Source organism: Phaeodactylibacter sp., assembly GCF_022763345.1.
In the GTDB taxonomy this organism is placed as follows: domain Bacteria; phylum Bacteroidota; class Bacteroidia; order Chitinophagales; family Saprospiraceae; genus Phaeodactylibacter.
Window position 1 is genome coordinate 1 of the sequence record NZ_JALEGS010000098.1, and the last position, 12557, is coordinate 12557.

9 protein-coding genes, 2 tRNA genes and 1 pseudogene are annotated in these 12557 nt (G+C 50.4%); 4 read left to right on the forward strand and 8 right to left on the reverse strand.

The window, feature by feature from the left end; translation table 11 throughout:
* The 6 genes and pseudogenes from MRY86_RS24320 to dnaA form a co-directional block, all read right to left on the reverse strand.
* Positions 1-779, reverse strand: a pseudogene (locus tag MRY86_RS24320) (hypothetical protein); the annotation flags it as partial.
* A 554-nt stretch (positions 780-1333) separates the two neighbouring features.
* Positions 1334-1924: a hypothetical protein gene (locus tag MRY86_RS24325; RefSeq protein WP_293565736.1), complete on the reverse strand. Its 591-nt coding sequence runs from the start codon at positions 1922-1924 to the stop codon at positions 1334-1336.
* Positions 1925-2116: 192 nt separating this feature from the next.
* Positions 2117-2569, reverse strand: a complete 453-nt coding sequence (locus MRY86_RS24330; RefSeq protein WP_293565738.1) for an Hsp20/alpha crystallin family protein — start codon at positions 2567-2569, stop codon at positions 2117-2119.
* A 143-nt stretch (positions 2570-2712) separates the two neighbouring features.
* A tRNA-Pro gene (locus MRY86_RS24335) sits at positions 2713-2787 on the reverse strand.
* Between the two features lie 16 nt (positions 2788-2803).
* A tRNA-Ser gene (locus MRY86_RS24340) sits at positions 2804-2890 on the reverse strand.
* 311 nt (positions 2891-3201) lie between these two features.
* Positions 3202-4656: a chromosomal replication initiator protein DnaA gene (gene dnaA / locus MRY86_RS24345; RefSeq protein WP_044226721.1), complete on the reverse strand. Its 1455-nt coding sequence runs from the start codon at positions 4654-4656 to the stop codon at positions 3202-3204.
* A 477-nt stretch (positions 4657-5133) separates the two neighbouring features.
* Here dnaA and MRY86_RS24350 point away from each other — a divergent pair, with 477 nt between their 5' ends.
* From MRY86_RS24350 to MRY86_RS24360, 3 genes are read left to right on the forward strand one after another with little or no spacing between them, the layout of a single operon-like run.
* Positions 5134-6528, forward strand: coding sequence for an HlyD family efflux transporter periplasmic adaptor subunit (locus tag MRY86_RS24350; RefSeq protein ID WP_293565743.1), 1395 nt, complete (start codon positions 5134-5136; stop codon positions 6526-6528).
* A 27-nt stretch (positions 6529-6555) separates the two neighbouring features.
* A complete protein-coding gene (locus tag MRY86_RS24355) occupies positions 6556-7863 on the forward strand; it encodes an ABC transporter permease (RefSeq protein WP_293565745.1) in 1308 nt (435 codons plus the stop codon).
* An 11-nt stretch (positions 7864-7874) separates the two neighbouring features.
* Positions 7875-9347 carry a TolC family protein gene (locus MRY86_RS24360; protein ID WP_293565747.1) on the forward strand — a complete coding sequence of 491 codons (1473 nt, stop codon included), beginning with the start codon at positions 7875-7877 and terminating at the stop codon, positions 9345-9347.
* A 7-nt stretch (positions 9348-9354) separates the two neighbouring features.
* Here MRY86_RS24360 and MRY86_RS24365 read toward each other — a convergent pair whose 3' ends face one another.
* Both MRY86_RS24365 and MRY86_RS27260 read right to left on the reverse strand, forming a co-directional pair.
* Positions 9355-10758 (reverse strand): hypothetical protein, encoded by a 1404-nt coding sequence (locus MRY86_RS24365; RefSeq protein ID WP_293565749.1) that lies wholly within the window; start codon positions 10756-10758, stop codon positions 9355-9357.
* A gap of 42 nt (positions 10759-10800) precedes the next feature.
* Positions 10801-11064, reverse strand: a complete 264-nt coding sequence (locus tag MRY86_RS27260) for a gliding motility-associated C-terminal domain-containing protein (RefSeq protein WP_363325393.1) — start codon at positions 11062-11064, stop codon at positions 10801-10803.
* 394 nt (positions 11065-11458) lie between these two features.
* On the opposite strand from MRY86_RS27260, the gene MRY86_RS24375 reads away from it, so the two are divergent.
* Complete coding sequence (locus MRY86_RS24375; protein ID WP_293565753.1) at positions 11459-12550, forward strand: T9SS type A sorting domain-containing protein; 1092 nt, start codon at positions 11459-11461, stop codon at positions 12548-12550.
* The last annotated feature ends 7 nt before the right edge of the window (positions 12551-12557 follow it).

Below are 12557 nucleotides of genomic sequence, written 5' to 3' on the forward strand. Positions count from 1 at the left end.
CCGGTGGTGCAGGGGTCGCCATCATCGCAGGGCAGGGTAGTGGTGGTTCCTGTGCTGCAATCGATTGGCATGCCTCCGCCACAGGGTACGCAGATACTTCCGTCGCAATCCAGGATGGTCTGTGTTTCTCCAGTAGTGCATTGGTCGCCATCATCGCAGGGCAGGGTAGTGGTAGTTCCGGTGCTGCAGTCAATAGGCGTGCCCATACAAGGCACACAGATACTTCCGTCGCAATCCAAGATGGTCTGCATATCATTCTCCGTACAGGGATCGCCATCGTTACAAGGTTGAACGGTAGTTGTCCCTTCCAGACACCCTGTTCCGGTGCATGAGATCAAGTCCGTTTGTACGGTTACTATTATGGTATACGTCAAGGCGACGTACCCTTGATTGACAGCATCCTGCCCGTTCGTGCAGCCGGTGGTGAAAACCGGCACAATATCAACACTAAAATTGCCTCCAAAATCGAAAGTATTCGGATTGCAGTCATTGTCGTATGTTTGACTGTAGGGAGCGCCGGCAGGAGGAAAGGGCAACTCTCCTATCACGTTGCTCGTAGGGCAGGAGCCCCCCATACCGTTGTAAGGCGCACAACCGTAGTAAGTATTGTAGAAGGTATTGGAGTGACTGCAGCCAGGCGGTATATTTGGTGTATAGCTTTGAATGGTAATATCTACACTAATGGATACGATGCGTTCGCAGGGACTAATACTACTCCCCAAATTAAAATCATGGTGATACCCCTGGCTGTAAGGGCCTCCAAAAGCTTTTCTATCCAACCCTACAGTCGCATTTACCTGTGTCTCAGTAAAAGTCAGGGTCTGCTGAGCTACTGCTTGGAAAGAAAAAGTTAATACGAACAAGAAAGAAAGTAGGAAGCAGGGCTTAAATTTATTGTTATACATACAACTTGGGTCAAAAAAGGTTAGTTACAGGCTGGACGAATCGTTATGCTTATGCTGTAAAATCCGGCTGGGAAGGTATTTGGGTTAGCGATTATGCGAAGCTAAGGGTCTGTTAGACGCTTCGAGAAGTACAACAAGATGCAGCCATTTCTGAATAATAGATTAAATCTACGTAAAAATAACCGTGATGTAGATCCTACCCTGCATTTTTATTGAAAAGACGATTTATTACTATTCAGCAGGTAGGTGCAAGCCATTGCGGTGTTTAGTAAATTGCCGCCGCGATATTCAAAATAGCAGAACACACACCTAAGGGTATCCTAGAAACAGAACTACTGCGACTAAAAAAGGGGAGCGTAAGAACGTGGCGAGTGCGCGGGAGTCGAGCTTTTTAAGAGAAAGCAAGAATTTAATATGGATCCGGAGACTTAGTAGTTTTTGTTCTCTTTCTTACGTCTCTTTTCTCCCTCCACTGCTTCGCGCTGTTGTTGGCTGACGAACAGGAAATCAGCGTCCCGGTTTGGATGGTAAATCAAGATAATGGCTTTGGCTGCGCGGTAGAGCATCAAAACAACGGATATCATCAGGCCGCCGAGCAAAGCGCCATAACTCAGCAGCACGTAATAAGTAACCTGGTAAAAGCCATCAAGCTGAAGGTCATTGTTTTTCAGGGGCAGGTTAAGGAACATAAGCAGAAAAATTGCTCCGGCAAAAGCAATGGTAGATAACCGTGCAATCCATTTGACGCGATCGAAGTGCTCTGCTTTGATGTTCCGCTCTGTACTGCTGCTAAAGGACAATAAAGTAAGTAACAACGCCAGTATGGTTGAAGTCGCCGTCAGTGTGCTAGAGCAAATAAACCGAAGGGAAGGTTTCATTTCCTCAATACTAACCTTAGCTTCTGCCGGCCCCAGCTTTCCTGTGAAATAAGTGCCCAGAAAGATGATCACAGCAGCAAGCGTACCACTGTAGAGCGTACGCATATACTTCAGCTTCCGGAGCTGATTATAGATTTTCATTTGGTTGGCGGTTTTTTTTTGAACTCGCCAGGCTGTGCTCATGTTCGTTTGGATAATCTGAGCCCGATAAAACGACGCTACAGCGAAAAAGAGGTTTGGTTGTAAATATTTTGATTACAAAATATACGCAAAAAGCCTGCCTCACCTAAGAGGCAGACTTTTTGCGCTAAAGAGAAGTCAGTCTGAAACACGCTACTTAATATCGATAGACTTAATTGTTCCGGCATCATCGGCATTGGTCTTTACCGGCACAACAATCTCCAGCATGCCATTTTGATAGCGTGCATCAATTTTATCTTCTATAGCTGTTTCTGGCAGGGTAAAACTGCGGCTGAGCCGGGAATAATTATGTTCACGGCGGGTGTAGGTGTCATTGTGGCTCGTGTGGTGATGAGCTGCCTCTACATACAGATTCCCTTTATTCACGGTGATATCGAAGTCAGACTTTTCAAAGCCCGGTGCTGCCATTTCGATCAGGTATTCTTTTTCATCGTTATTTCGGATATTGACGGAAGGCACGGTAAAGCCTTCGTCATCGATCGGGCGCCCCATGCGCCGCCTGGCCTGACGGTTTAGGAATTGGTCAGAGTAGCGAGTATCATCATCGTTCGGTAAAAGTCCTCTGAAGTTTCCAAAGGTTCTCATAAGTATCGGTTTTCTTTTGAAAATCTCTACTTATAAAACTGGAAACCAAGGGGTTGTGTTCGAAGGGTATACTGGGGATTGAAAACGGACTGCGCTGCGCCAAAACACAAAAAGACCACCTCAAACGAGATGGTCTTTTAAAGTCGGGGCGGCAGGATTCGAACCTGCGGCCCCCTGCTCCCAAAGCAGGTGCGCTAACCGGACTGCGCTACGCCCCGATCTATATTAATCCAGCGGTGACGGGGGGATTCGAACCCCCGATACCCGTGAAGGTATGCCAGTTTAGCAAACTGGTGGTTTCAGCCACTCACCCACGTCACCGGGTAATCCTGAATTGACCCAGCTGCCAGAGCTGGTAAGTTGTGAGTGGGGTGGTGGCATCTGCCGTTTTCTGAGCCCCAAATCACTTGACTTTTTTTGAGAAATCCAAGCGCTTTTGCCTGAATTTTTTTGCTCTTTCGAACAACGTTTCCGTGTGTTTTTCTTGAGCGATTGCAAAGGTAAGAACGCCAGTCAAAAAATCAAATCTTGTAACGTATTTTTTCCAACTTTTTTGACTGGTATTCTCTATTTTGCTGATTTACAGTAGAAATAACGCTAAAACTTTTTTCAACGTTCCCAATCACTGCTTTTTATTGGTCGTGCAGGCTTAGTTTGATCTTCTTTTCAAGTTCCGACACCGTGTCCTTGAAGATCATGTCGGTCTCCATGAGGTCAGATACGGTCTTGCAGGAGTAGATGACAGTGCTGTGGTCCCGGCCCCCAAAGTTCTCCCCAATGGCCTTGAGCGACTTGTCCGTCAGGTTCTTGGCCAGGTACATCGACAACTGCCGGGCGATGACAACCTGCCGCTTGCGGGTCTTGCCCTGCAGCTTCTCTACCGGAAGGCTAAAGTGCTCCGCCACGAGGTTTTGGATATAGTCGACGGTAATCTCCTTATTGATCTGCCGGACAAAGTTGCGGATCACCCGTTTGGCCAGCTCAATGTCGACTTCCTGACGATTGAGGGAAGACTGGGCGATGAGAGAAACTAATACGCCTTCCAGCTCGCGGATGTTGTTTTGGATGTTGTAGCAGATGAATTCTGTTACATCAGCCGGGAGCTCAACGCCTTCCTGATTCATCTTGGCCTCCAGGATGGCAATGCGCGTCTCCAGGTCGGGTGCCTGCAAATCTGCTGACAAGCCCCACTTGAAGCGGGAGATTAATCTTTCCTCCATGCCGTCCAGGTCCTTAGGTGCCCGGTCGGAAGTCAGGATGATCTGCTTGCCATTCTGGTGCAGCTGGTTGAAGATGTGAAAAAAGATTTCCTGGGTCTTCTGCTTATTGGCCAGAAACTGAATATCGTCCACGATCAGTACATCAATCAACTGATAGAAATTGACGAAGTCATTTACCGCATTATTCTTGATAGACTGAATAATCTGATTGGTAAACTTTTCACTGGACACATATAAGACCGTCTTTGCCGGAAAGCTTTGGCGGACCTCATTGCCTATGGCATGGGCGAGGTGCGTCTTTCCCAGCCCCACATCCCCGAAAATCACCAGCGGGTTGAACGAGGTCGCCCCCGGTTTTTTCGCTATAGCCACACCGGCTGAGCGGGCAAGGCGGTTGCAGTCCCCTTCAATATAGTTATCGAAAAGGTAGTTGGGGTTAAGCTGGGGGTCCACCTTAATTTTGCGGATCCCCGGGATCACGAAGGGGTTTTTTATGGTTTGGCTGTCCAGCATGCCAGGGGCGAATGCGCCAGACTTGCCTCCGTTTTTCTTTCCTGGAGTTCCGTTTGTTGTACTGTAATTTGGTTTCCCGTTTGGAGCAGCTGCCACTGCACTCTTCGTAAGAATTTGATATTCCAGCCGGCCATTTTGCCCAAGTTCACGGCGGATGGTCGTCTTCAGCAGCTTCACGTAGTGCTCTTCGAGCCACTCGTAAAAAAACTTGTTCGGTACCTGAATCGTCAACGCATTATCTTCAAGCCGTACCGGCTTGATTGGGTCGAACCAGGTCCTAAAGCTCTGCTGATTCACATTCTTGCGAATCGTTTGCAGACAGTTACCCCAGACTGTAGCATGATCCTTTGTCATTCTGCAGGTTTAAAAGCATTAATAAAAGTGGGCTGTTAAGCCTAGAGTATCAGCAAGTTAGGTTTTGAAAATGCAGGGTGGCGGCTCTTACAATAAGTAAAAAGCCAAGTCGCATTTAACCGATGTTTTTGATCTGTGCCCTTAACTATCGGAGGACTACAAAGTTGGCAAAAAAAAGCCGGTTTTAAAACTGATGTTGAAAAGTTTTGATAGGGCAGATCATATATAAATCGCCTAGCGGCTTAACTGGCAAGGGCTTGCGCGGAACAAAAAAAATATCCGCCTCTCCCAAAAGCCTTTCCACATAAGGGTTGAAAAATGTGGATAACAAGGTGTTTGTTGTTGAAAGCTACACAAGTGTCTGTTTATCAATTGATTAAACTATTTGGTTACGCTGCGTAAATGTTAAGTTAATGTAAAACAGGATGCTTTGCAGCGTTTTTTTCTTAATTTTAATGCAATCAAAGAAATCACCTTATGCAGCGCTCAGGCATCATTATTCTGGTGGCCTTTCTTGGCCTTTGCGGGCTGGCGGGCTGGTACTTCCTGTCGGGTTCTACTTCTGCAGAGCAGGACAAGGAACTCCGGTACCAACTCAAACGGCAACCTTTTTCTATACAGGTTACAGCTACCGGCGAACTAGCCGCTAAGCGTTCTGTCAAAATCAGAGCCCCGCAGGGCATGCGTGCTGCCGGTATCTATGAGACGACGCTTTCAGACCTTATTCCCGAAGGTAGTGTAGTGGAAGCAGGCGATTATGTGGCTTCCCTCGACCGTACTGAGCTGGCAGGCAAGATGAGCGATGTACAGACGGAACTCGAAAAGATACAAACGCAGCTTGAACAAGCCCGCATCGATACGGCGATAGATTTACGTGGGCTCCGGGATGAACTCGCTAACCTGGAGTTTACCAAACAGGAGAAACTGCTCGCCGTGGAACAGAGCAAATTTGAACCCCGCTCCGTGATTCAACAGGCTGAGCTGGACCTCGAAAAGACGGAACGAGATTACAAGCAGTTGCTCAAAAAATACGAGCTTAAACAGCAGCAGGCCATTGCCAAAATTCAGGAAATCGATGCTCTGCTCCGCCAAAACCAACGACAGCTCAAGGTTTACGCTGACTTGTCGGAGGAATTCCGTATCAGTGCTCCCGAACCTGGCATGATGATCTACGCTCGTTCCTGGCGGGGCAAAAAAGAGCCGGGCTCGCGGATCAGCGCCTGGGACCCCATTGTGGCAGAACTGCCTGACCTTAGCGACATGATTTCCCAAACTTATGTCAATGAGGTGGACATCAGCAAGGTGCAGGAGGGGCAGGATGTCGCCATTCAGGTGGATGCCTTCCCGGAACGGAAGTACACAGGCAAGGTTATCAAAGTAGCAAATATAGGCGAACAGCTCAGCGGGTACGACGCCAAAGTATTCGAGGTCATCGTACAGGTCAACGAATCGGATTCTATTCTCCGACCGGCTATGACCACAAGCAATGAGATACTCACCGGCACTTACGATGATATGCTCTCTATTCCTCTTGAAGGCCTGCAGTCCGACAGCCTCTCCTTTGTATATAAGGATAGCGGTTCCGAAGTCGTCCGGCAGGAGGTCATCACCGGCTTGTCTAACGCAGATGAAATCATCGTGGAATACGGCCTGTCCGAGGGCGACCAAATCTATCTGGTGCCGCCCCCCGGTGCAGAAGATGCTAACTTTGTGCCGCTTGACCCGGCCATCAAAGAAGACATCCGCAAAAAGCAAAAGGAAGCAGAGGCTAAACGGCAGGCAGAAGCCCTGCGCCGGAAGGAATCTGTAAAAGACATTGAGCCGCCCAGCAACAGCAGAAATAGCGGAGGCAACGTCATCATCTTTGACTAAACCACCCAGCGGGCAAAACCTGATTCTATGCAGCGTGTACTATTCAACTTCCTGCTGGCGGTGGAGGGCGTCAATGCCAATAAGCTCCGGTCTTTCCTTACAGCCTTGGGCATCATTTTTGGTGTGGGCGCAGTGATCGCCATGCTCGCCATTGGCACCGGGGCCAAACAGGCGATACTCGACCAAATGAAACTCATTGGCACCAATAATATAGTTATTACGTCCGTAGTACCGGAAAGCGGCGATGAAATCAGCACGGAAAATGAAGAGGAAGAAGAGAAAAAGCCCTATTCGCCCGGGCTTAGCCTCGCAGACCTGGCATCCATTCAAAAAACCGTCCCCACTGTAGACCGCCTGAGCCCGGAAATTATCCTCCCCGTGAGTGTAGTCCGGGCTGGGCGGCAGGAAAAAGGGCGCTGTATCGGGGTGGAGAATGACTTTTTCGAACTCAACGGTCTGGAAATCGGCCAGGGCATCGCCTTTCAGCCCGTGCATATGGAAAAAGGGGAGGCGGTTTGCATTATTGGCACAGAAGTGAAAAAACGCTTCTTCAGTGAGGAAGACCCGGTCGGCAAGCTCATCAAATGCGGCAAAACGTGGCTGAGGGTAATTGGCGTGCTGAAAAAACGCAACGCTTCCGAGGAAAGCCTGGCTCGCCTGGGTATCCGGGACTACAATTCGGATGTCTACATCCCGGTAAGCACCGCATTGCTCCGGTTCCGTAACCGGGCGCTCATCACGCCGGATGACCTGGGGAATAACGACGAAAACAAAGCTAAAAACTATCATCAGCTCGACCGCCTCGTGGTGCGGGTGGACGACAGCAAGAAGCTACGTGCCAGCGCAGACGTGATCGCCCGGATTTTGCAGCGCCGTCATTTGCAGGTACCGGATGTGGAAATTGAAGTGCCGGAACTGCTCCTCGAGCAGGAACAGCAAACGCAGGAAACCTTTAACCTCGTACTGGCGGTCATTGCCGGCATCTCCCTCCTTGTGGGCGGTATCGGCATTATGAACATTATGCTGGCTTCTGTCCTGGAGCGCATCAAGGAAATAGGTGTGCGCCGCTCCCTAGGCGCCACGCAGCTCGATATTATTTTACAGTTTTTATTTGAAGCCGTATTCATCAGTCTGATTGGTGGGCTGATTGGCGTGCTGCTGGGCGTAGGCGCAGCAAAAACCATCGCCTCTTACGCGGAAATCCCGACCATCGTCTCTGCCTGGAGCATACTGCTGTCCTTTGGGGTTGCAGCGAGCATTGGGCTGGTGTTTGGGCTCTTCCCGGCACAGAAAGCCGCCAAACAAGACCCGATTAAAGCTTTGCGCTCTGACTAAAACAAATCCCGATGAAGCATTACTTTTTTGTTGTACTGCTGGCCCTGTCCGGCAACCTTGCCCACGCTCAGCCCGATACCCTTCGGATGGGGCTGGAAGAAGTGGTCCGGATGGCACAGACCGGTGCGCCGGATGTGCAGATTGCGGAGACGGCCGTCAAAAATGGCTTTTGGCGTTATCAGTCTTTCCTGGCAGACTACCGTCCACAGATCAGTTTTGGGGCCACCCTGCCCAATCTGAACCGATCCATTCAGACCATTACGCTGCCCAATGGTTCCGATGCCTTTATCGACCGGGCCCTAATGAGCAACCTGGCTAATCTGAGCCTGGAGCAGGACATTGCCCTTACCGGTGGCTCCATCTTCGCGCAAACCGCTTTGGAGCGGATTGATATTTTTGAAACCGACAACAACCCCGGCTCCACTTCCTACCTGAGCACCCCGTTTGCGATTGGGTTTCAGCAACCGCTCTTCCAGTTTAATGCGCTGAAGTGGGCGAAGGAGATACAGCCTTTGGTGTACGAAGAAGCCCAGCGGGCCTTTTCGGAAGACCTGGAAGATGTCGCCTATAATGCTGCACTGTTGTTCTTCGATGTCCTGGTGGCTCAGCTCAACCTCGAAGCGGCGCAGCGCGATAAAAGGGATGCTGACACCCTCTTGGTCATCTCCCGTGGGCGTTTCGATGTGGGGCGTATTGCAGAAACGGAACTTCTCCAGATTGAGCTGAGTGCTATGAATGCGGATGCTTCCCTCGCGTCCAGCCGGCTCGATTTGCAGACCAGTACCGAAGCCCTGCGTAATTTTCTGGGTATTCAGGAAGCCGTTTACTTTGAGCCTGCCACGCCCGGTGAAATTCCGGTTTTCGATATTGATGCGGACCAGGCCCTCAGCCTTGCCCGGCAGAACCGCAGTGAGTCGGTTGGTTTTGAACGGCAATTGCGCGAAGCCGACCGGGAAGTCGCCCGAGCCAAAGGCACTACCGGGCCTTCTGCGGATATTAACGGCTACTTTGCCCTTTCTCAAACGGCCAATATGTTTGGCGATGCCTATGTCGACCCACTGGATCAGGAGCGGCTCAACATCCGCCTCAATGTACCGATTGCGGATTGGGGCAAAGCCCGGTCCCGAATAGAAATCGCCCGCTCCAATCAGGAACTCACGCAGCTGCAGGTACAGCAAAACCGTGTCAATTTCGAGCAGGAAATCCTGATCAAAGTGCAACAGTTCAGCCTCTTGCGCAATCAGGTGGATCTCGCCCTGCGCGCCTACGATGTCGCCCGCCGGCAACTGGAGATCACCAGGCAGCGCTACCGCATCGGCAAGATTGCAATCGCGGACCTGAATATTTCCATCAGCCAGGAAGCGAGTGCCCGGGCAGCCTATGTGAGTGCCCTTCGTGATTTCTGGCTCGCTTATTACGATTTGCGCCGTCTGACGCTTTATGACTTTGAAAACCAGCAAAGCCTGAAGCAGAACCGGGAGTAGGGATGTCTTAGCTTAGCTTGGCCAGCAGCCAGTCCCGGTTGTTGAGCGGCTGGGTGGCTTCCACCTTTGCCCGCAGTGTGGGATAAGAGGCTGGCAGCTGCCGCAGCAGTGCGCCTGTCAGCCGTATGAAGTTTGCGTAAGGGGTTTTGACCTTGGTGGAGATTGACCGGTTGCGTCTCAGGAAAACCTGAAAAGCCTTTAGCGAAGCTTCGAGTGCATCCCAGGCGCCCTGTTCGTAGTAGATTTTGGCCAGCAGCGTCCGGCTGCCGAGGTTGTAGTGAATATCCGTGAACTCCACCTGCCGGAGCTGATTGAGGGCGGTCTCGTAGTCTGCTCTGAAAAAGTAGAGCTCAGCCAGATTGTAATGCAGCGCATCCTTTTGCTGGTCAGCGGGCAGATAGTCTGAGTACGCTTTGACAAAATCCTCCACCCAATCATACCTTTTCAGGTTGAGCCCCAGCTTGACTATGTTTTTATAGGTCCAGGGCGATAATTGCTTTTCCTCAATCAAAATTTTCTCGTCAATTCCCTGCTGGTATAACCCCAGCAAATGTGGAGCAAAAGACCGTTCACCATCACGTATCCTGCCAATGCAATAATTAATGGCGTAGTAGAGTAGGGGGCGGGCGGTTTCCTGGCTCAGCCGGTTACTCCACCCTCGGAATAAGTCAACATAACTGAAAAAAGTCTCCTGATGGCGGGCAGGTGCCTGCAGCATCTGATAAAGGTACAGGTAGAGTTGGTGCAGCGGTTTTGAGCTCAGGTCTTGTCCGGACAAATGGTTGATCACGGGCTCCACCAATGTGGGATCAAAATCCTGATCAATCAGGCGCTGCCGGTTGAGCATCTCGCAGGTGTACTGTAGCTTCTGTAGCATAAAGAAATCATCCAGGGCGCTGTTGGCTTCCTGTAGAAAGGGCGTGGGCTGCCGCGTATTTTGCCGGAAAAACTGCTGTTCGGCCAGATCGAGCAATTGCCAGCTTTGCAAGTGATGTGTAGGGCTTAGCGGTGCCTTTTCCAACGCATCGTTTGCTTTGCGGTTAGCTTGCCGGTAGTGCTTGCCCAATTGGAGCCGGGCCAGTTCTTCCGCCTTGATTTGTTCGGCAAGGGCGGTATCCTCCTGCAGGCGCTTCCAAACCAGCCAGTCTTCTGCCAGTTTCAGCAGGTCGCTCATCAGCTGATTGAGCATTTGGTAGTGGTAAGGCTGTTTTGGGAACAACCCCTTAAATACGGCTTCCCGTTCCAATGCTTCCGGTTTCCACCCATCTGTCCAGAGAGCATGCAAATGACCTAGTAAGCGGTGCGCATCCGGATTGGGATTGTGGAAGGGGCTCTCCACAAAAGCAAGCAGGCTGCGCCAGTCGTAGCCGTCAAGGGTCTGGAGGAATTGGAGGAGCTTGGTGTTTTTCATGTATCGGATATGCCTAGTTTTTTAGAGAATCCTCAGTTGTTTTTACCGAAGAAGTAGAACATGGCCTTGCCGGGCTACCGTACGCCCGCTTGCCAGCTCCCGAAATTGGGCTACATAGGGATATAGGCCAGAAGTTACCGGCTTTCCGTTCATTTGCCCATCCCAGATTGAATGATTCCTGTTTCCCTCAAAGACCAGACCTCCCCAACGATCAAATATCCGCATAATAATGAGCTCGAACCCGTCCCCCTGTGGGAAAAAATAGTCGTTGATACCATCACCATTTGGGCTAAACGCTGTGGGGATTTATTTGCAATCAGAGTGTTAATATGATGCTGCTTTCCTTCAGAGCCCAAAACCTTGATCCAGTTTTCCTGCCCACCCATTATTGCCGGGAGTAAAAAGCAAAAAAACAATATCAGCGTAAGCCTAGCTGGTAAGGTATTCATATTGTAGTCATTTTATCTAGTGCCTCAAGCCATACATCCTTGAAGAAAGCAAAGGACAAAAAGCCGACAAATCAGAGCAGGAAAACTCAGGTTTAAATATTTATCCGAGTCTAAAAATAACACAAAACACTGATAAATAGCATATAAATTTTGAATAATCTTAGGTTCTTACACATACAAATATAAAAAAATGTAGTTGTGCCCCCTCCGCCTTGCCCTTACTTTTGTAGTGTAAGAAAAAGTAATCACCCATGCGGAAGATATTTTGGATAGCAACTTTCTGGGTTTTCGTTTCGGGCCTGCAGGCGCAGGTTTACCCGGGCGATGCCAACAACAGCGGCAAAGTCGATCAGGCAGATGTGCTGTACACCGGTTATGCTTATGGCAGTGCCGGTCCGGCGCGCATTCAGACCGGCACCATTTTTGAAGAAATGCCGGTTTCCATCAACTGGATGCAAAGCTTCCCCAGTGGCGTGGGCTATGCGCATGCGGATGCCAATGGCAACGGGCAGGTCAACCTCTCGGATATGCTGGCGGTGGTGACCAATTTCGGGCAAAGCCACTCCACACCGGCCCCGGTTGTTTTCCCTGCCGCTGTACCGGGCATGGATGCTGCGCTTGCCTTTACGCCTGATTTGCTGAACCCTCCGCTAACTGCGGGATCCATCGTCAATATCGCCCTGGATTTGGACTACCCCAACCTGCCCACTGAGGTAAACGGGCTGGCATTTGAGATCGCTTTCAACAAAAACTACATCCAAAGCATTTCGCTCAGCTACGATCAGGATTGGCTGGGCGGCACCTCGGAATCCTTCCGCTTCCAAACCATCAGTACAAGTCAGACGGACCGGCTGAAGACAGCTTCTACGCGCTACGGGGTCAACCCCACCGCAGCAGAAGGAAGGGTAGGGGTTTTGTCCATCGTCATTGAGGATGATCTGATCACCTTTATGCAGGCTGACAGCGCCAAGATACTCCTGGAAATCAAGGAAGTCATGCTCGTCAACGACAGCCTGGAATTGCAGCCGGTCGTGACCGACAGCCTGATGCTGACCGTATACAACCCCAACTACTTGGTCACCCAAACCCTGACGGAGGAAACAGCCGATATGCGCCTTCTCCCCAATCCTGTGCGCAACGGCCGGGTATTGGTGGAAGCCCCCAAAGGCATAGCGCGCGTTGGTGTCTTCAATATACTGGGGCAACCACTCTACGAACAGGAACCCCGGACGCCCACCTTTGAAATCGCTGTGCCCGGCAGCTGGCCAACCGGTTACTACCTGGTGCGCGTGCAGCAAAGTGACGGGCTGTTAAGAGAAAAACTATTGTACATCATTCAATAAAATCACC

Coding starts and splice junctions, on each gene's coding strand:
- MRY86_RS24325 (WP_293565736.1), bottom strand. CDS start 1,924: ATGAAAATCTATAATCAGCTCCGGAAGCTGAAGTATATGCGTACGCTC.
- MRY86_RS24330 (WP_293565738.1), bottom strand. CDS start 2,569: ATGAGAACCTTTGGAAACTTCAGAGGACTTTTACCGAACGATGATGAT.
- dnaA (WP_044226721.1), bottom strand. CDS start 4,656: ATGACAAAGGATCATGCTACAGTCTGGGGTAACTGTCTGCAAACGATT.
- MRY86_RS24350 (WP_293565743.1), top strand. CDS start 5,134: ATGCAGCGCTCAGGCATCATTATTCTGGTGGCCTTTCTTGGCCTTTGC.
- MRY86_RS24355 (WP_293565745.1), top strand. CDS start 6,556: ATGCAGCGTGTACTATTCAACTTCCTGCTGGCGGTGGAGGGCGTCAAT.
- MRY86_RS24360 (WP_293565747.1), top strand. CDS start 7,875: ATGAAGCATTACTTTTTTGTTGTACTGCTGGCCCTGTCCGGCAACCTT.
- MRY86_RS24365 (WP_293565749.1), bottom strand. CDS start 10,758: ATGAAAAACACCAAGCTCCTCCAATTCCTCCAGACCCTTGACGGCTAC.
- MRY86_RS24375 (WP_293565753.1), top strand. CDS start 11,459: ATGCGGAAGATATTTTGGATAGCAACTTTCTGGGTTTTCGTTTCGGGC.